The sequence below is a fragment of the Lentilactobacillus hilgardii genome, from assembly GCF_009832765.1.
Classification (GTDB): Bacteria; Bacillota; Bacilli; order Lactobacillales; family Lactobacillaceae; genus Lentilactobacillus; species Lentilactobacillus hilgardii.
Genome location: NZ_CP047121.1, coordinates 2,014,220 through 2,033,815, shown reverse-complemented (window position 1 = coordinate 2,033,815; position 19,596 = coordinate 2,014,220). Strand labels below are relative to the sequence as shown.

Annotated in this window: 18 protein-coding genes and 1 tRNA gene; 16 read left to right on the top strand and 3 right to left on the bottom strand. The window is 39.1% G+C overall.

The features are described 5' to 3' along the window. Positions 1 to 417: 417 nt before the first annotated feature. From GQR93_RS09585 to GQR93_RS09545, 9 genes are all read left to right on the top strand, one after another. Positions 418 to 2,586, top strand: a complete 2,169-nt coding sequence (locus GQR93_RS09585; RefSeq protein WP_003554743.1) for a Tex family protein — start codon at positions 418 to 420, stop codon at positions 2,584 to 2,586. A 27-nt stretch (positions 2,587 to 2,613) separates the two neighbouring features. Further along, on the top strand, positions 2,614 to 3,075 hold the full coding sequence (locus GQR93_RS09580) for a SprT family protein (protein WP_003554741.1): 462 nt from the start codon (positions 2,614 to 2,616) through the stop codon (positions 3,073 to 3,075). A gap of 64 nt (positions 3,076 to 3,139) precedes the next feature. Further along, the gene (gene thrB / locus GQR93_RS09575; RefSeq protein WP_003554739.1) at positions 3,140 to 4,018 is read left to right on the top strand and encodes a homoserine kinase; all 879 of its coding nucleotides are present in this window, start codon (positions 3,140 to 3,142) and stop codon (positions 4,016 to 4,018) included. Between the two features lie 104 nt (positions 4,019 to 4,122). Next, positions 4,123 to 4,208: transfer RNA gene (locus tag GQR93_RS09570), tRNA-Leu, on the top strand. Between the two features lie 235 nt (positions 4,209 to 4,443). Then, positions 4,444 to 5,073 carry an HAD family hydrolase gene (locus GQR93_RS09565; RefSeq protein ID WP_003554737.1) on the top strand — a complete coding sequence of 210 codons (630 nt, stop codon included), beginning with the start codon at positions 4,444 to 4,446 and terminating at the stop codon, positions 5,071 to 5,073. Positions 5,074 to 5,171: 98 nt separating this feature from the next. Beyond that, positions 5,172 to 5,591, top strand: coding sequence for a PTS sugar transporter subunit IIA (locus tag GQR93_RS09560; protein WP_003554735.1), 420 nt, complete (start codon positions 5,172 to 5,174; stop codon positions 5,589 to 5,591). Continuing rightward, positions 5,588 to 6,100 (top strand): PTS system mannose/fructose/N-acetylgalactosamine-transporter subunit IIB, encoded by a 513-nt coding sequence (locus GQR93_RS09555; RefSeq protein WP_003554733.1) that lies wholly within the window; start codon positions 5,588 to 5,590, stop codon positions 6,098 to 6,100. The genes GQR93_RS09560 and GQR93_RS09555 overlap by 4 nt, the downstream gene beginning before the upstream one ends. Positions 6,101 to 6,111: 11 nt before the next feature. Continuing rightward, on the top strand, positions 6,112 to 6,912 hold the full coding sequence (locus GQR93_RS09550) for a PTS sugar transporter subunit IIC (RefSeq protein WP_003554731.1): 801 nt from the start codon (positions 6,112 to 6,114) through the stop codon (positions 6,910 to 6,912). Between the two features lie 17 nt (positions 6,913 to 6,929). After that, the gene (locus GQR93_RS09545) at positions 6,930 to 7,766 is read left to right on the top strand and encodes a PTS system mannose/fructose/sorbose family transporter subunit IID (RefSeq protein WP_003554729.1); all 837 of its coding nucleotides are present in this window, start codon (positions 6,930 to 6,932) and stop codon (positions 7,764 to 7,766) included. Positions 7,767 to 7,832: 66 nt separating this feature from the next. On the opposite strand, the gene GQR93_RS09540 is transcribed toward GQR93_RS09545, so the two are convergent. After that, on the bottom strand, positions 7,833 to 8,945 hold the full coding sequence (locus GQR93_RS09540) for an LCP family protein (RefSeq protein WP_003554727.1): 1,113 nt from the start codon (positions 8,943 to 8,945) through the stop codon (positions 7,833 to 7,835). A gap of 295 nt (positions 8,946 to 9,240) precedes the next feature. Between GQR93_RS09540 and GQR93_RS09535 the strand changes: the two genes are divergently transcribed. The 3 genes from GQR93_RS09535 (at position 9,241) to GQR93_RS09525 (ending at position 12,034) form a co-directional block, all read left to right on the top strand. Further along, a complete protein-coding gene (locus tag GQR93_RS09535) occupies positions 9,241 to 10,188 on the top strand; it encodes an AEC family transporter (RefSeq protein WP_003554726.1) in 948 nt (315 codons plus the stop codon). Between the two features lie 10 nt (positions 10,189 to 10,198). Continuing rightward, entirely contained in the window at positions 10,199 to 11,242 is a 1,044-nt protein-coding gene (locus tag GQR93_RS09530; RefSeq protein ID WP_003554724.1) for a DMT family transporter, read from the top strand. 114 nt (positions 11,243 to 11,356) lie between these two features. Continuing rightward, entirely contained in the window at positions 11,357 to 12,034 is a 678-nt protein-coding gene (locus tag GQR93_RS09525; RefSeq protein WP_035444851.1) for a 2,3-bisphosphoglycerate-dependent phosphoglycerate mutase, read from the top strand. A gap of 184 nt (positions 12,035 to 12,218) precedes the next feature. On the opposite strand, the gene GQR93_RS09520 is transcribed toward GQR93_RS09525, so the two are convergent. Both GQR93_RS09520 and rpiA read right to left on the bottom strand, forming a co-directional pair. After that, positions 12,219 to 13,553 (bottom strand): C1 family peptidase, encoded by a 1,335-nt coding sequence (locus tag GQR93_RS09520; protein WP_003554720.1) that lies wholly within the window; start codon positions 13,551 to 13,553, stop codon positions 12,219 to 12,221. Positions 13,554 to 13,804: 251 nt separating this feature from the next. Further along, positions 13,805 to 14,488, bottom strand: a complete 684-nt coding sequence (gene rpiA, locus GQR93_RS09515) for a ribose-5-phosphate isomerase RpiA (protein WP_003554718.1) — start codon at positions 14,486 to 14,488, stop codon at positions 13,805 to 13,807. Between the two features lie 145 nt (positions 14,489 to 14,633). Between rpiA and GQR93_RS09510 the strand changes: the two genes are divergently transcribed. The 4 genes from GQR93_RS09510 to gltX all read left to right on the top strand — a co-directional run bounded on the left by GQR93_RS09510 (position 14,634) and on the right by gltX (position 19,555). Then, on the top strand, positions 14,634 to 15,173 hold the full coding sequence (locus GQR93_RS09510) for a dCTP deaminase/dUTPase family protein (RefSeq protein ID WP_003554716.1): 540 nt from the start codon (positions 14,634 to 14,636) through the stop codon (positions 15,171 to 15,173). Between the two features lie 107 nt (positions 15,174 to 15,280). Then, positions 15,281 to 16,654 carry a DNA repair protein RadA gene (radA, locus tag GQR93_RS09505; protein WP_003554714.1) on the top strand — a complete coding sequence of 458 codons (1,374 nt, stop codon included), beginning with the start codon at positions 15,281 to 15,283 and terminating at the stop codon, positions 16,652 to 16,654. 24 nt (positions 16,655 to 16,678) lie between these two features. Continuing rightward, entirely contained in the window at positions 16,679 to 17,866 is a 1,188-nt protein-coding gene (locus GQR93_RS09500; protein WP_003554712.1) for a PIN/TRAM domain-containing protein, read from the top strand. 198 nt (positions 17,867 to 18,064) lie between these two features. Continuing rightward, entirely contained in the window at positions 18,065 to 19,555 is a 1,491-nt protein-coding gene (gltX, locus tag GQR93_RS09495; RefSeq protein ID WP_003554708.1) for a glutamate--tRNA ligase, read from the top strand. Positions 19,556 to 19,596 lie beyond the last annotated feature (41 nt).

The window sequence follows — 19,596 nt, the reverse complement described above, 5'->3', positions numbered from 1 at the left end:
AACCGGAGTGTAAGCCAACACCCATCAAATTCCTGTTTTGGGGATTTGATGGGTGTTGGTTTACATGCAGGTTTATGATTAGAGGAGCAGTCCTAAAAAAAGTGTGCGAATCAAAGCGGTTAGCATCCGGAGCATAAGGCGTCAAATTGGGAAATCACGACCTTTGATTTTTCAATTTGATCCCTTATGAGGAGTGATGCTGCTTTGAGGAGCAGTCCTAAAAAGTGTGCGAATCAAAGCGGTTAATAGTCGATTTTAGGCCGTAATGAGCATTTCTTTATAGTGTGACATAAATTTGAGAACCTTTTTCTTCTCCCAAATATGGGGTTTGAAGAAGGTTCTCTTTTTGGTTCAACTTATTTTGACCATTTGGCATGATATAATGAAAGCTAGATTAATAATGAGGTGGGTTATTTCATGGACATGACGCTTGCTGAGAAAATACAGCATGATTTACCGAAGATTCGCGTAAAACAAATAGCTGAAACGCTGAAAATGCTTGAAGAAGGGGATACGGTTCCTTTTATTGCCCGGTATCGAAAAGAACGGACATCAAACTTGGATGAAGTTGAAATTCGAGATATTCAAGCCTCGGCTCATAGAATCCAAACGTTGGATAAACGTAAGGATGAGGTTATTAAGATTATTGAAGAGCAAAGGGCATTAACGCCTAAACTCAAAAAACAAATTGAGACGGCAACCGTTCTTCAACAGGTTGAAGATCTTTATTTGCCGTACAAGCAGAAACGGCGTACAAAAGCGACCATTGCCAAAGAAAAGGGACTTTTACCCTTGGCAAAGGCGGCAACTAGTTTTGACAATGAACTTGATAACAAAATTAGTCAGGCAATTGATCCTGATAAAGACCTTTCCGATCGAGAAACGGTTATTTCTGGAATCCATGAAATCATTGCCGAAGAAGTTGGGGACAGCGCTAATTTTCGAAAGTGGATTCGGCAAAACACAAATCGTTATGGGGTCATGACAACGAAAGTTAAGCGTGGCGCTAAAGAAAAGGATGAGACCGGCACTTACCAACAGTATTATGATTTTACCCAGTCTGTCAGAGAAATACCGTCCTATCGAACGTTAGCAATTAACCGCGGTGAAAAAGAAGGCATTTTAAATGTCAAAATCACAGTTAACGAAACACCGATTAATTGGTATCTGACATCAAACATGATTGGAAAGCATTCGGGATTGGCAGCCGACATTGTTAAAGATGCAACCTTAGACGGGTATCAGCGATTCATTGGACCCGCAATTGAACGTGAGATTCGAAAGGAATTGAGCGAAAAAGCGGCTGAGCATGCCATTGATATTTTTGGTAAAAATTTATATAACCTGCTGATGCAGGCACCCTTAAAAGGACGAATCGTAATGGGATTTGATCCTGCGTATCGTACTGGATGCAAATTGGCTGTCGTTGATTCAAATGGCAAATATCTGGATAAGACAGTGATTTACCCGCATAAGCCAGCCAGTGAGGCAAAACGAAAGGCTGCTGAAGGGTTATTTATTGATTTCATTAATAAAAACCACGTTGAAATGATTGCAATCGGAAACGGGACTGCCAGCCGGGAGTCGGAACAATTTGTAGCGAATGCAATTAAGAAAATAGATGCGCCGGTTTATTACGTCATTGTTAATGAAGCAGGTGCATCCGTATATTCTGCCAGCAGGGTTGCTCGTGAGGAGTTTCCAGATTTCAGTGTTGAACAGCGGTCTGCCGTCAGCATTGCTAGAAGAATTCAGGATCCATTGGCAGAACTGGTTAAAATTGATCCCCAAGCAATTGGAGTTGGTCAATATCAACACGATGTCCCTCAAAAACAACTTGGTGAAAAACTGGATCAGGTTGTTGAAACCGCGGTTAATCAAGTTGGTGTTAATTTGAATACCGCAAGTCCGGATCTTTTGGTTCATATTTCAGGATTAACTAAGTCAACGGCTAATAATATCGTGAAATTTCGGAACGAATCAGGAAAGTTTAGCAATCGAACGGATTTAAAAAAGGTTCCAAGATTAGGTCCTAAAGCATTTGAACAATCAGTTGGATTTTTAAGGATTATTAATGGCAGTAATCCGCTTGATAATACGGATATTCATCCTGAGAGTTATTCAGCCGCAACTAAATTACTTTCACAATACGACCTTACAATTAATGATTTAGGGAAACCGATTGTGGCTGAAAAATTAGTCCATTTGGATTTACCTGTGGTTGCGCAAACAATTGATATTGGAGAAGAAACTTTAAGGGACATCGTTAAAGGAATTGAGACACCAGGCAGGGATTTACGGGATGATATGCCGACACCCTTGTTAAAAAAAGATGTTTTGACCATGGAAGACCTCAAGCCCGGAATGAAGCTTCAGGGAACGGTTCGAAACGTTGTCGACTTTGGTGCTTTTGTGGACATTGGCGTTAAGCAGGATGGCTTGGTGCATATTTCCAAAATGAGCAAAACGTTTGTTAGAGATCCCAGTAAGCTGGTTTCGGTAGGTGATATTGTAACGGTTTGGATAGATTCAGTAGATGTCGATCGGCATCGAATTCAATTGTCAATGATTGAACCTGCTGATTAGGTTCAGAGGTTTAGAAAGGATTTTCTCGTGACAGATCAACAATTACAGCGTTTAGTGGAAAAAGTATCGCTTCAATTTTTTGCTAAACCTTTTAATCACCACGCTTATTTTAATCATCGCTTGAAAACAACGGGCGGTCGGTATCACTTGGACTCGCATGATATTGATATTAATCCTAAAATGGATGATCACGGTACCCATGATGTTTTAATCGGGATCATTAAGCATGAGTTATGCCACTACCACCTACACTTAGCAGGCTATTCAGGAAAACATAATACAAAAGAGTTCAAACAATTGTTAAAAGCGGTCGGGGGATCCAGATATGCACCCAGGCTGTCGGAAAATGAAAGAAGAACCCCGTTTAGGTATTTTTATCGATGCCCTCATTGTGGCTTAGAGTATCATAGAAAGAGAAAGATTGATTTGAAGCGGTATGTTTGCGGAAGATGTCGAAGTCAATTACGCTTGATTTCAGCAAGTGCTTAGTCATTAATAGGTAATAGATAAGATTCTGTTTGGATAAATCATTGTGATTAGGGAGATGTGTTCGATGGCAAAAATTATTATTCGAGTTCCGGCCACTTCTGCTAATGTCGGTTCAGGAATGGATTCTGTTGGAATTGCACTTCATATGTACTATACCGTTATCGTGGAGGAGGAAACCGATCACTGGAAAGTCAATCATGCATTGGGGAGCGATATTCCCACTGATGAGCGTAATTTGATTGTGCAGACTGTTTTGAAAGTTGACCCTGATATTCATCCTCATCAGTTGACTGTTATTTCTGATGTTCCGATTGCTCATGGATTGGGATCAAGTACGACAGCGGTGGTTGCCGGAATAAAGATTGCAAACGCGCTGGGAAGTCTAGAGTTACCACTGGATGATCAGATAACGATGGGGGCAAAATTTGAAACTCATCCTGAAAACGTTGCTGCCGCAATGTTGGGTGGGCTGGCTGTCTCAACATTTGATGGAAAGCACGCGATTGCAACAAAGCTGGAATTACCCGACCTTTATGCATTAGTTTATATCCGACCGGATGGTTTAAGTGAAGCTCAAAGTCGCAAGAAACTTCCTCAAACAATTGCTTATCAAACTGCGGTTAGGGCAAGCAGTAAGGAAAATGTATTTATTGCACTGGTAGGACAGGGGAAATTTGATAAGGCGGTCTCTTTAATTGAAGATGACCAGTTCCACGAACCTTATCGTAAAGACTTAGTTCCCGAAATGGCTGTGATTAAAGAGACAGCTCATGAGTTGGGCATTTACAGCACCTATTTATCCGGAGCAGGGCCGACAGTTGCAACACTTGGCGAAAAATCAGCGTTAACGCAATTGAGAATTGAATTACAGGAAAAAAATTTAAATGGCAGTTTGAGATTATTGGAAGTCGATGAACAAGGTGCAACTGTTCGCGGCGAATAGGGCTTGTGTGACTTGAAAAACGAATAAAATAAGGTTAATCGTGAATATTTTTCAAAAATAGATTGTCATCCTACGAAATTTTTGTTATAATTTTATTCGTTGATGCGGCCATGGCGGAATTGGCAGACGCGCAAGATTAAGGATCTTGTCGGGAATTATCCCGGTGGAAGTTCGAATCTTCTTGGCCGCATATCTAAGTTCGAGTCATTACTTTTAGTAGTGGTTCGGACTTTTTTCATGCAAAACTTTGTGAGAAAATTTCAAGATGGCTCATGTTAATCCGATCTTTCAGAAAGTAAGTGAAAAAGTATTGTGAAGAAAAATGGGATTAGTTAATGAATATGATTGCCGATTTGGCAGGATCGAGTTATGTTGGAAGTAGAAGAAGCAAAAGATAATGAGGTTTAAGGGAGATTTGAACAGAGATGAATGATTATATTTTTGATGTTGATGGCACATTAATTGATACAGAAAAAATGTACCTGTTGCCGCTTCACAAAACGTTACGGGCCAATGGCTATAACGTTAGTTATGATGATGTCAAAAAGGTATTTGGCATTACGGCTTCGGATGCACTTAAAATCTTAGGTGTTAAAGACGTTGAAGCTGTGCGAAAACAATGGTTTGATCAAATTAAAAATTATAAAGATGATGCTAAGGTATATGATGGCATTATCGATAGCTTGGCGAAACTTCATGCTGATAAAAACAATCGTCTTGCAATTGCAACTTCAAAAATAGAAGATGAGTTTCATCGCGATGTGACAAGATTTGGATTGGATGACTATTTTGGCGCATTTGTCTTTTCAAATGAAATCAAACACGGTAAACCAGCTCCCGATTTGATCCTTAAGGGCATTGAAAAGTTAAATGCGGATCCTAAAGCAACTATTTATATTGGTGATACGATCTATGATCTGCAGGCAGCACATGCAGCTCACGTTGCTTTTGGACTTGCAGGCTGGCGAACCAAAAAAACCGTTGATTTTGCTAATAGTGATTATTATTTTGAAACACCAGCGGATTTGTTAACGATTGGAAGTTTGGCTGAATGAGCTTTAATGGTAGCCGTGTTATATTTGATTTAACAATTGATGAAGGTTCAGTAGTGTTCAACTGTTTTTAAGTTGATTTGGAAGGGACAGTGAAATAAGTGATTTCAATTATCGTTGCCAGTCATGGCGAATTTGCAGAAGCACTAATTCATACTTCAGAAATGATTGCCGGCAAGCAGCAGAATGTAGCCGCGGTGACATTGGCACCAAGTGATGGCATTGATGCGCTGGAAAGTAAATTTAAAGATGTTTTTAAAAAGTTGCCAAGAAATGATGTATTGATTCTAACCGATTTATGGGGTGGTTCACCCTTTAATGCGGCCTCCAAGTTCGTGGCTGAAGATCCGGCACACAATGCTTTAATTGCCGGTGTGAATTTACCTTTATTGTTGGAAGCTTATATGATCAAAGATCAGAGTTTATCAAAGGTAGTTGATCATTTAACCAACGTTGCTGCAAGTTCTATTAAACAGTTTGAATTACCGGATCAAAGTGATGGGGAGGATGACTTGCTATGACAATGGATATTCGTTTAGCCAGAGTTGACAGCCGACTTCTGCATGGCCAGGTTGCAACTTTCTGGACGAGATATGTAAAGCCTAATCGGATTATGGTTGTTTCGGATACTGTTGCAAAAGACAATCTCAGGAAAACATTGATTACGCAGGTGGCACCGCCTGGTGTTCGGGCAAATGTCGTTTCCGTGAATAAAATGATTCGAGCCTATTTTGATGCTCGGTTTGATTCATTTAATACATTACTTCTAACGGAAAATGTCAAAGACATGCTGCGATTAGCTGAAGGTGGAGTAAATTTCAGCAAAATTGGTATCAACGTTGGTAGTATTGCATACGAAGACGGGATGACAATGATTACCGATGCAGTTGCCATGAATGATGATATTGCAAAACAGATTCAGACACTGACAAATGACTTTCACTTGGAAGTAACGGCTCAAAAGATCCCCGCTGATAAAAAAATTAATTTAGTGAATTTAATCAAAAAAAAGAATTTTAAGGTCGATTAGAAGGTAAAATAATGGGAATCATTTCTGGGGTACTTGTCTTATTAGTAGCTTTTTTTGTGGGAATGGATGGTATTTTGGATGAATGGCAACTTTTCCAACCATTGGTTGCCTGTACATTAGTCGGAGCGGCAACTGGGAACATAAGCGCGGGAATTTTGCTTGGCGCAACTTTGCAAATGATTACAATTGGCTGGATGAATGTTGGTGCTGCGGTAGCACCTGATATAGGACTGCCTGCTGTCATTTCCGCCTTGCTGGTTTGTGGGCCGGCAGCTATTAGTATTAAACATGGGATTGCTTTTACGATTCCATTTGCTGTTGTCGGACAACTATTAAATGTCTTCATTCGTAAGCGAATGGCAATGTTGATTCATCGAGCAGATCAAGCGGCCGAAGAGGGTAATTTGGCTTGGCTGGATCGAATTCATCTTTTGAGTTTGGGCCTTCAGGGACTAAGAGTTGTTGTACCAACATTTTTAGTCATGTTGATCAGTCCCGGTTATCTTCATTCTCTTACCAATCGAATTCCTAGTGTCATTACCAACGGAATTGACGTTTCGATAGGGATGATTGCAGCAGTTGGATTCGCTATTATTATGAATATGACTATTGATAAAAATCTTTGGTGGTGGTTATTGGCCGGCTTTTTATTAGCGGCTTTATCTGGTCTTAATATTTTTATTCTGACTATAGTCGGAATTATCTTAACGATTATTTATATTTGGTTTTCCAATCAACATCCCAATTCGTCCGAGGATAGCAGTGATATTGACGAACAGGATAATTTTGATAAGGAATTAGATGATTTATAGAGGATTGGTAATTAACGATGGGTCAGGATTTTAATAATAAGCAAAATAAATTAAATAATCAGCCTAAACTTCAAACGAAAGACTTTATCAGTATTTTTTGGCGTTCAGGGTTCGAACAGGCTTCGTGGAATTATGAACGCATGCAAAACCTTGGCTTTGCCTTTATCTTATCGCCGGCAATAAAACGGCTTTATCCAGAAAAAAAAGATCGGGTTGCGGCAATGAAACGCCACCTGCTCTTTTTCAATACGTCACCTATTATGCAATCGCTGGTTACTGGAGTTGTGTTGAACTTGGAAGAGAAAAAAGCTGATGGTCAGCCAATCAGTGCAAATGAAATTACTTCTGTTAAAACGGCAATGATGGGTCCACTGGGTGGCATTGGAGATCCTGTATGGAATGGGACAATTCGACCTGTTTTATCTGCATTAGCATCAAGTGTTGTGATGAGTGGCTTTGGTATTTGGGGACCTATTCTTTTTTTTGCAGCTTGGAATGTGTTGCGGCTAGGGTTCCGTTATAAGGCTCAACAGATAGGTTATCGTCACGGAACGGATATTATAGACTTATTTGGGTCAGGCATTTTAAAGACTGTTACAAGAGCTTCTGCGGTCTTTGGTATGTTTATGACAGGTATTTTTATTGCCAAGTGGGTAAAAGTTGATTTTGACTTAACAAGGATAGTGATATTTCGACATATTGAGTGGATCAATTCTCTATTTTCAGCGATTGCTGCGTTATTGCTGACAATTAGTTGTATTTGGTTGATTCGTCATCGGATATCTCCAATTTGGGTGATTTTGCTTTTATTTCTTTTAGGCATTTTAGGATATGCCGGTGGCGTATTTGTGTGACCGGAATAAAAAAAGCAGTTTAGACAACATCATTTAGATGTTATCCAAACTGCTTTTTTGAATAAATTAGTAACCGTTATAAGCTGATGACTGACCAGTTGTGCTTGAGTAACCGCCCGTTGAGTATCCGTTAGTTGAATCGGTTTGGGACTGTTGTGTTTTAAGTTTACTTGATTCAGACAATCCGAGTGTTTTTCGAATATCATTAGAAACACGGAGTAATTCATTGTCCGGTACGACCTGATATGACAGCCCGTCAATCATTGCATTTTGACCTTGTAAGGTCTGGGATTTGATATGATGGGTTGCATCTCCGTATTTTGCTCTGACAGCAATCATATCATCAAAAGTCATGTCAGTTTTTAGATTACCGTTTAGTGATGAAAGAATGGATTTATATCTCGGCAGGGAAGTAATTCCCAGTCCTTTCATGACCAAATGCTTAATAACCTGTCTTTGGCGAGCCTGACGGCCATAATCCCCCAACGGGTCATCATCTCTCATTCGTGAATAGTCTAAGGCTTGGCGACCGTTTAAATGAGTCTTATGCCCCTTTACGACATGAGCATAGCCATAATTAAAGGTAAGGGGGGGCTTCACATCGACACCGCCAACGGCATTGACCATTTTTTCCAAACCACCCATGTTAATAATGGCGTAGAAATCAATTGGAATGTCCAAAAGATTCTGAACAGTTTTGACCGCTGTTCCAGCGCCACCAATTGTGTAGGCAGCGTTAATCTTTTCATATGGTTGGGTATCACCAGGGACAACAACCTTTGTATCCCGAGCAATACTGGTCAAATGAATCGTTTTCTTCTTGGCATTAACGGTGGCAACGATCATTGTATCAGTCCGCCCGGTATCATGACGTCCCAGCGCACCGGTATCGGTGCCAAGTAACAGAATTGAAAGTGGCTTTCCTTGTTTGATAACGGATGAAACATTCCGCTCCTTTTGAACGTTGGTAGAGTCATAGGTTTGCTTAAAAGTCTTTTTGGCGCTCTTATACGCGCCATAACCCCAAAGTAGTCCTCCTCCAACGATCAGCAACAGTACTGCAAAAATGCTCCAGCCGACAATCCGTCGCCTTCGTCGATTCTTTTTCTTATAATGTGGCTTTTTATCAGCCCTACGTGAATATACGGGTTCAAAATCCCGTTTCTTGTCTGATGGCATATTGACTCCTCATTTACAAAAAATTCTTACAAAAGTATATTGCACTTTACAGGTTGATTGCACAAATACTTCGTTATTTAAACATAATTTAACAATTCTTGTCTAGTTTGAAGCAAAAGTTAGTGATCACCAACTTTTGTTCTTAAGATAACGAATCATTCTTAAAACTGACAACTTCAATATTAACGCAAAATGGATCTTTTTTCTGTTGTATAAAATTACAGCAGAATGTGGATTCTAATTGTGTTATAATAATAACTCGTTACAGTTTTAAGAATTGAGGTGAGGAATTGATATGGGTGTTTTTGTTTCAGCAATTTCTGGGGTGCTGATCATTTTAATCATGATTGCATTGGGATTCATTTTAGCCAGAAATGACTGGTTTGATAGCAAGATGACGAGCATGATTGCTAGGCTTGTTACCCAGATAGCGTTGCCTGCTTACATGGTATCGACCATAATGGAAAAGTTTACAGCCAAGAAGCTTTTAACAACACTTCCTGACATTTTATTTCCCTTTGTTTCAATGTTTTTACTATACATAGTGTCGATAGTAATCGTCAAATTATTTAAGATCCCGAAGATTCATTCTGGGTTGTTCCAGTCAATGTTTTCTAATTCCAATACAGTTTTTGTTGGGCTTCCGGTGAACATGGCACTGTTTCATAGTCCCAGTCTACCGTTTGTTTTGGTCTACTACATGGTTAACACGACTTTCTTTTGGACGTTAGGTGTGTATTTGATTCAAAAGGACGGTGTAGGCAGCGAGGCTGCTGTTAATTGGAAAAAAACGTTAAAAAAGGTTTTTTCTCCACCGCTTCTGGGTTTTGTGGTAGGCGTTATTTTGGTACTATTACATGCTAAGCTACCAAACTTTATTATGCAGGATTTAAATTACGTTGGTGGCCTAACAATTCCGTTATCAATGATTTTTATTGGGATTTCAATTAATAGCGTTGATTTGAGTAATATTCATTTTGATCGAAGCAATTTTTTGATTTTATTTGGCCGATTTTTGCTTGCGCCTGCAGTGATGTCACTTTTGGTTATTCCAACGGGGATGCCAACTCTTATGAAACAGGTTTTCATTATGCAGTCTGCTATGCCGATCATGACCAATGCACCAGTTGTTTCCCGGTTGTATCATGCTGATTCGGAATATGCATCAATTATGGTTGCAGAGACCACTTTACTTAGTTTGATTGTTATTCCGATTTTAATGGTTTTGGTTCAAAAAATATAGGGAGGCAAAAATGAGAAAATCATTATTGTGTGTGTTAATTTCAACTTTAATGTTTAGTTCTATGGAAATTGTGCTAAAAGCGGTTAGTAATCAATTTAGTCCCATTCAATTAAATTTGATTCGTTTCTTTATTGGCGGGTTAGTATTGTTGCCATTGGCGAATCATCATCTTAAGCGGGCAGGCCAAAAATTAATGCTTTTGGATTGGCTGGTCTTTGCTTTGACGGGTTTTCTTTGTATTATCGTCAGCATGACACTTTATCAGTTAGCAATTGTTTACGGTAAACCTGCTACAATAGCTGTTTTGTTTAGTTGCAATCCTGTGTTTGCCTTGATTTTTGCCTTTCTGATTCTTCATGAAAAGTTGAATCGGGTATCGATGATTTCGCTGGTTATTTCCGTTATCGGTCTATTGATTATTGTTAATCCTGCTAATTTGACAAATCCGGTGGGCACCATTCTTGGCATTCTATCAGCTTTAACGTTCGGTCTCTACAGTATTATTTCTCGATGGGGATCGATTCTTGAAGGCTTTGACGGAATCACAATGACAGCTTATACATTCATAGCCGGGTCTGCAGAGTTGTTTGTTTTAGTTTTACTGACACATGTTCGTTTTATTTCGAATGCTATGAATTCAATCAGTTGGATGAAACAATTTGCGAATATTCCAGTTTTAACAAATGTTAATTTAGCACATTTCGGGGTTCTATTTTTCATTGGGGTATGTGTAACCGGTGGGGGATTTGCTTTTTATTTTTTAGCGATGGAGCTTGATGGTGTTTCGATTGCCTCTTTGGTGTTTTTTATCAAACCGGCTTTGGCACCTATCCTTGCGATGATAACCATTCATGAAAAGATGACAACACCAATGTTGGTTGGAATTGTTGTTATTTTGATAGGATCCGTTGTGACATTTATTGGTAACCGTGTTTCTGATAAGGAACTTAAAAATTCAGGAGTAGTTCGCGAACCATTGATTGAAAATGATAAAGCCGTTAAGAATGGCAAAGTACAATCCGATTCATCTTCTGAAAGAGTTGAGAAAATTTGATCAATTTTTCACTATCATCTGGTGTTTAACTTTGAGGATATGTTAGACTAACATTATTAACTGTTTTCATTGTTTTTCAGTACGCTTGAATATTTTGCAAAAGAAGATGAAATTGTGCCAACTTTGGTAATTATGCGCCATGGCGAAAGTCAGGCAAACCGCGATAATATTTTTACAGGTTGGTCTGATGTTGCCTTGACAGAAAAAGGGATTTCTCAGGCACATCAGGCTGGAAAAATTATTTCTAAATCGGATATTCAGTTCAATGATGTCCACACGTCATTTTTAAAGCGAGCCATCATTACAACAAACATTGTCTTAAATGAAATTAACCAGAACTTTATTCCCGAACATAAGTCTTGGCGCCTGAACGAGCGTCATTATGGCGGATTACGTGGAAAAAACAAATTGGCTGTCAAAGCAAAGGTCGGTGCCAAACAACTAAAAGTTTGGCGGAGAAGCTTTTCTGTTGTACCACCTTTGCTGAAAAATCGGGATGAAGATCCCAGGTATGATCGATATGGTGTCAAAATCCCACGTGGTGAAAGTCTCCAGATGGCACAGGAACGGTTGATTCCATATTGGGTTGATCAAGTTGCACCACGCCTTCTTGACGGAAAAAATCAATTAATTGTGGCTCACGGGAGCACATTAAGAGCATTAATTAAATACTTGGAGGATATTTCTGACGAAGAAATTCCGAATGTAGAAGTACCAAACGGCAAGCCAATTCGTTATGATTTTGATGACCACTTAAATATCGTTCATAAGCAGTTCATGACTGATAAATAAACGAAAAGACTTTTATAATATGGAACAATGGTTAAACTGAGACAATTTTAGTATTGTGGAAATTAATCACGTCATCAATGGATACATCATAAAGTAATGATGTGATAAAACGGATTAAACAAAAATACGACAAACCTGGAAGAAATATTCTTGGTTTGTCGTATTTATTAATATAGATAATTAATTAAGCCAAAGCACCCATTGGATCCCATGGATTTAAAACAGTTGGTTCCTGCTTTTGCGCAGTAAGCTGGTCCGTGGTTAAGTAGGCTTTGTTAATGACAAATTGGTAAACAAATTGGTCCATCCACTCATCACTCATGACGAAGTAGCCTTTAGTACCAACCTTTTCACCCCAACTATTTTCAACTTTCCATTTAGTTGGTTTACCATCAACAAGATCCACACCGGTGATAACCATTGCATGAGTCATTAAACTCTCACCATAGTCTAGTCGTTCTGCTTTTGATAGTGATAAATCGGCATCGAAAAGTTCATCCGGAACATAAAGACTAGTGTCCATGATGCCCTTTTTGGTGTTGGAACTTTGGCCAACATCACTACCAAACCAAACTGATTCGCCATTTTGAAGCTGTTTAATGGCAAGTTTCTTCAGTTCTGACATTTCAAGATTTAAATGTTTAACTTGACGACCATTTACAACATTACCCAACATTTCGATGGTATAAGTTTTATTAAAGGGTTTATCAGCGGTTGGTGAATTGATTAAAGACACGTAATCTTCCAAGTTAAGGTTAATGTATTTCTTAAAGAAATCCTGAGGTGTAATGTCTTTATCGATATGATAGTTATTATCTTTGTCCCGATATTCAAAATTAAATGAAGTGGTTGGTTCACCCAATGCATAAACCAGCATTCGATAAATTTCATTTAACATGGTTTCCTTTGTTTCAGCAATTTTGGTGTCGGAAGCTTTATCGGCAACCAGTTCACGTAAGGCAACAGCATCATGACGAAGTTTCAAATTAAGGAACTTGTTAATCTGAGCTGATTTTTCACTATTAAAAGTTTCCGGCATTGCATATTTAGGAACAATGCCATATTTTTCAATAAGTGCGCAAAGCATGTCCCATTGACCGCCATCCTGTTGAGGGGTGGTCATTAACCAGGAAACTTTTCTAGAATCAAGAGGCTGATCGGCTGTCTTAAGAACATTTTCTAAAAAGTAATTAGACTTTTCAAACTTATCCCAAAAGTTGGTGTAATTTTGAGAAAGTTCGAAACCGTCTGATACTTTAAAGGTGTTCATTAAGCGAATTCGCATGGTATTGAGTGCGGCAAACATCCAACAACGTCCGCTTTGCTTTTGATCGGCAACATTTCCAGTTGAGAGATCAATTGAAAATACCGGGTGCATTTTACTTTCTGCAGTGAAATCTTCACTGCTTGCTAAAATGCCTTGATGTGAAACGGCTCGTTCAACAACTTTTGAATCCTTTCGGTTATCAAGATTTTGTTGAAACTTGTTGATTTGGTCTAATTTAATTTCTGATGTCAACAAAAATCACTCTCCTTAATAATTTAATAGTTTACTCTCATCGACTAAAAAGAGCTAGTGAAGAGGTGATGTTGGGATGGATGTACATCCATTAAAAATATTAATTGCGTTTTGCTTTATTTGTACCTAAACTAAAAAAAGTGAGACAGATGGTGGTTAACTTCCAGAGTGTAATAGTCGTGATGAAATTAAAAGGGACTGGACAAAATGACTTTTGTCTCAGTCCCTTACAAATAAAAGTTGTATTGAGATTACCTAGCTTGAAGTACCTTTGGACCATCGTCTTCTCCGACAATGACAGTGTTCACAATGTTCAAGAAAAGACCATGTTCCACAATTCCGGTCATTTGGTCAAGTGTAAGTGCCAATTTATTGGGATTATCGATTTTGTGAAGATGTAGGTCAATAAGATAATTGTTGGAATCGGTCGTGACATAGTTATTATTTTTCATTCGAAAAACCGGATTAAATCCCCGCTTTTCCAAGCGCTTAAATAGTTGTTGGCTGCCGTACGGGATGACTTCAAGTGGTAATGGAAAAGAACCGAGTTGGTCAACCATTTTGCTTTTATCAACGATCCACATATTTTTTGTGGAATTAATTGCAACAATTTTCTCCCAAAGGTGAGCGGCACCGCCGCCTTTAATACCTTGAAAATTTTTATCAATTTGATCGGCGCCGTCAATCGTTAAGTCGATGTGATCCACTTCATCAAGCCCTTTTGTTGGAATGCCAAGGCCGGCAGCTTGTTCTTTAGTTCTTTGGGAAGTTGGGACACCCACGATTGATAGTTGTTCGTCAGCGACTCGTTTGCCGAGTGCGTCAACCATGAATTTAACAGTAGAACCTGTTCCCAGGCCAACGATCATCCCATCTTCAATAAACTTAACTGCTTCTTGGCCAACTAGTTGTTTAAGTTCATCTTGTTTTGTCATTACAAATTTCCTTTCATTTTTTACTGCTTAAAGGTTTTACTAACTCATATTTTGGCTTTTTTTTGTTAATTTGTCAATCTATCGTTTTAGCGCTAAATATAGTTTATACTGTAACAAGCAAATTTTGTAAAAGGAGTTTTTTATTATGAAACGTGGATTCGAAATTGTGTCAAAGTACCAGGACCAAAAACTAACAGTTCCTTACCGAACGACTGTGAATGCGGCGGGTTATGATTTTGAAAGTGCTGTTGATATGACAATCCCATCTATTTGGAAATTAAATTTTTTAAAGGTTTTGTGGGCCATTAAGCATGGAAAGGAAGCATCTCCTGAAAAAATCGATCATGCAAAGCAGATTTTAAAACCATTTTTGATTCCAACCGGCATTAAAGCGTATATGCAACCTGATGAAGTTTTAATTATTGCCAATCGTTCGAGTAATCCGTTGAAAAGAGGATTAGCAATTCCGAATGGGATTGGTGTCATTGATGCTGATTATTACAATAATAGTGGTAACGAAGGTGAAATTTTTGTTCAAATCATTAATTTTGGAATAACCGACATTAAAATTTCTAAAGGCGAAAGAATTGCTCAGGGAATCTTTATGCCATATCTTTTAGCCGATCAGGATGATCATTCGAAGCAGGAAACCCGTCATGGTGGTTTCGGTTCTTCGGGTCGTTAATTCGCTTTGTAAAGTATAAGAAGCGTTTAAACCCGGTGTTTGTTTAGTAAATGAATGGTATTAAGTGATAAAATTGATTGATAACCTAGGTAAAGAGGAGAATTCGATTGGCGAAAGTTAAAACCCAATTTGTATGTCAAAACTGCGGTTATATTTCACCGCGATATCTTGGACGGTGTCCTAACTGTAACGAATGGAATACTTTGGTTGAAGAAACGATTGCGCCAAAGTCCAATTCAACCCGAACTGCCGGCCTAAGAAGGACGGGTGTCGATGAGGTTAAGCCCGAACCACTCAGTAGTGTCACATTTCAGAGTGAGCCCCGTTTTAAGACTGGCATGGAAGAGCTCAATCGGGTGCTTGGCGGTGGTGTCGTTCCCGGATCGTTAATCTTAATTGGCGGGGATCCTGGAATCGGCAAATCGACGCTGATGCTTCAAGTGTCAGGCCAATTGAGCAGGTCGGGTAAGATTTTATATGTTTCCGGTGAGGAAAGTGCCAGCCAGATAAAAATGCGTGCAGATCGATTAGATGTTGACAGTAAACAGCTGTACGTCTTTCCTGAGACCGATATGAATGTCATTAAAAGTACGATCAGTGATATGAAGCCGGATGCCGTTGTCATTGATTCTGTTCAAACGATGCAGATCCCTGAGTTGCAGTCGGCAACTGGTTCGGTTGCCCAAATTCGGGAAGTAACGGCTGATCTTATGAATATTGCAAAAGGTCAAGGAATTACGGTTTTTGTTGTCGGTCATGTAACCAAGGGTGGCGCCATTGCCGGTCCTAAAATCTTGGAGCATATGGTTGACACGGTTCTTTATTTCGAAGGAGATCTCCATCACTCATATAGAATTTTGAGAACGGTCAAAAATCGGTTTGGGTCTACAAATGAGCTGGGTGTTTTTGAAATGATGACGGATGGCCTTCACGAAGTGACAAACCCTTCCGAAATCTTTTTGGAAGAGCGTCTTAAAGATGCCACCGGGTCTGCAATCGTGGTGTCTATGGAGGGTACCCGTCCTATACTGGTTGAAATTCAAGCCCTGGTGACAGCTTCTGTTTTTGGAAATGCGACTAGGACTGCTACTGGATTAGATCGAAACCGGGTGTCATTAATTATGGCGGTTCTTGAAAAACGTGCCGGGCTTCTTTTACAAAATCAGGATGCCTATTTGAAAGCAGCTGGCGGTGTAAAACTGGATGAACCCGCCATTGATCTTGCGATTGCTGTTAGTATTGCTTCATCTTATAAAAATCGTGGTACAAGTCCAACTGAATGTTACGTTGGGGAATTGGGACTAACTGGAGAGGTTCGCCGAGTTACTCGGATTGAGCAACGTGTTTCCGAAGCCCAAAAGTTAGGCTTTAAACGGGTTTTAGTTCCTGCAAATAACTTGCAGGGATGGACACCGCCAAAGGGAATTGACGTTGTTGGTGTATCAACCTTATCGCAGGCGCTTAAGCTGGCATTGGGTTAAAATAATAAATGTAAAGAGGGTGAGATGTTGAAAAGAAAGAGAATAGTCCGAATTGTTTTGACACTTGCAGGAGCGGCAATCGGAGCGAGTTACTTCCCGCTCCTATGGCTTATTTTTCAAATTGCGTATGGAACACTTTTCAATAATGTTATTACCAATGCAATTTTAGGTGCAATTATTTTTTATATTATTTCGTTACTTACTGGAAATTATGTTCTAAAGGCCATTGATCGTGTTGAATCCCGGTTGACCAGCCAGAGTCCAATCTCACTGCTTTTTGGTACTTTAGGGCTGATTGTTGGGTTAGTACTTGCTGTGTTAATTTCAATTGTTTTTTTCAAGGCAGATACGTTTTTCCTAAATACTATGATCCCAATCATTTTAATGTTGGTGCTTGGTTATTTCGGCTTCAGACTTGGGAACACACAAAGTGATCGATGGCGTAAGGTATTTCAATTCCGACGTAAGACGGAGACACCCAGGACACCGGGTGAAAAAATCATCGACAAGCCTGTTGACGATAATTACAGTCATTATAAAATTTTGGATACCAACATCCTGATTGATGGACGAATTTATGACGTGATTAAGACGGGGTTTGTTGAAGGGACATTACTGGTTCCTAAATTTGTATTGTACGAGTTACAATACATTGCGGATTCCAGTGACAGCGTTAAGCGTGTTCGGGGACGCAGAGGCCTGGATATTCTGAATAAACTTCAGAAGGAAAAAATGATTCCAATTGAAATTTATGAAAAAGATTATGAAGATATTGATGAGGTTGATACGAAATTAATTCAACTTGCAAAGGACGTTAATGGGGTTATCATTACAAATGATTATAATCTGAACAAAGTCATTCAGTTTCAACATGTAAAAGTATTAAACATTAATGCATTGGCAACAGCCTTAAGACAAAAGATTTTGCCGGGGCAACAGCTTAATGTCATGGTTGTTAAAAACGGGACAGAACGACAACAGGGTGTTGCCTATTTGGACGACGGTACGATGGTGGTTGTTGAAGATGGTCGATACTTCTTTAACCAGCATATTGATGTTGTTGTTACAAGTGCCATTCAAACTGATGCTGGGAAAATGATTTTTGCACGACCGGAGCATTCAACAAAAAATATTACCGATAAGATCGATGATGATAATGCAAGAAAGAATTCCAAGCAGCAAAATGGTAAGAAAAACACAGCAAAGAAATAATTGATTATTTAGTGTAAAAAAACAGATGGACAAGGTTCAAAACCTTGGTGCCATCTCTTTTTTTGCTATAATGAAAGATAAGTTTAGTGTAATTATTTAAACTGCATGCCTCAGCCACTTTATTTTTTCGACACTTCATTGTAAACTTAAAATGCTGATAAAATTTTGAAATAAACTTAAGAAAGAGGCGCTTATACATTGGCAAACAATGCAATTCGAGTTCGCTATGCTCCAAGCCCAACTGGCCATCTGCATATTGGGAACGCACGAACAGCCATTTTTAATTATTTATTTGCCCGCCACAACAAGGGTAAGTTTATTATTCGGATCGAAGATACTGATACTAAGCGAAATGTCGCTGATGGTGAAAAAAGCCAACTTGAAAACCTCAAGTGGTTAGGCCTAGATTGGGATGAAGGCCCTGATGTTGGTGGTGATTTTGGTCCTTATCGTCAATCCGAACGAAATGATATTTACAAGCCACTGCTTCAACAACTTTTGGATGAAGGCAAGGCTTATGAATCATACCGAACAGAAGAGCAATTGACAGCCGACCGTGATGCTCAAAAAGCTCGTGGCGAAATGCCTCATTATGAGTACGAATATGAAGGAATGACTGATGAGCAAAAGCAACAAGCTATTGCAGATGCAAAGGCAAAGGGCCTTAAACCGGTTATTCGCTTCAAAGTACCTAAGGATCATGACTATGCATGGGATGATATCGTAAAGGGAAACGTTTCCTTTAATTCCGATACAATTGGCGGTGATTTTGTCATCGCAAAGCGTGATGGTACACCGACCTATAATTTTGCGGTTGTTGTAGATGATCATATGATGAAAATCAGTCACGTTTTTCGAGGCGATGACCATGTTGCCAACACACCAAAACAGTTAATGATTTATGAAGCGTTCGGATGGAAAGCACCTATGTTTGGCCATATGAGTTTAATTATCAGTGCCGATACTGGTAAAAAGCTCAGCAAACGTGATGAGTCTGTTCTACAATTTATCGAGCAATATCGTAATTTAGGCTATTTACCAGATGCGATGTTTAATTTCATTTTGCTTTTGGGATGGTCGCCGGTTGGTGAGGATGAAATCTTTAATAAAAAGCAATTCATCAAAATGTATGATGAAAAGCGTTTGAGTAAGTCACCGGCTAAATTTGATTCCAAGAAACTTGAGTGGATTAACAATCAGTACGTTAAGGAAGCCGACGACAGCACAATTATGGACTTGGCACTTCGTCAATTGATTAAGGGTGGCAATATTCCTGAAAATCCGGATACCAAGACGATTGAATGGGCACGTCAATTAATTAGCTTATATAAGCGTGAGATGAGTTATATGGCACAAATTAATGACATGGCATCCGTATTTTTCCAAGAACCTGAGGAAGTTAGTGGCGACGCATTGGATGAAATTTCAAATGACACGGCACCAGTTGTTTTGAAAGAATTTTTGGAGAGAATTCAAAAACTCAATCCGTTTGATTCTGTTGAAGTCTTCCATACAATTAAGGCTATTCAGAAGGATACCGGTATTAAGGGGCGTAAGCTTTGGATGCCGATTAGAATTGCCGTTACGCATGAAATGCACGGACCGGAACTACCGGAATCAGTTGAACTGGTCGGAAGAGATAAAGCCATTCAGCACATTAAACAAACGTTGAAACAGATTAATAAATAATAATTTATAAAAAATATTTTTAAATTAATTGGTCTCGTTGA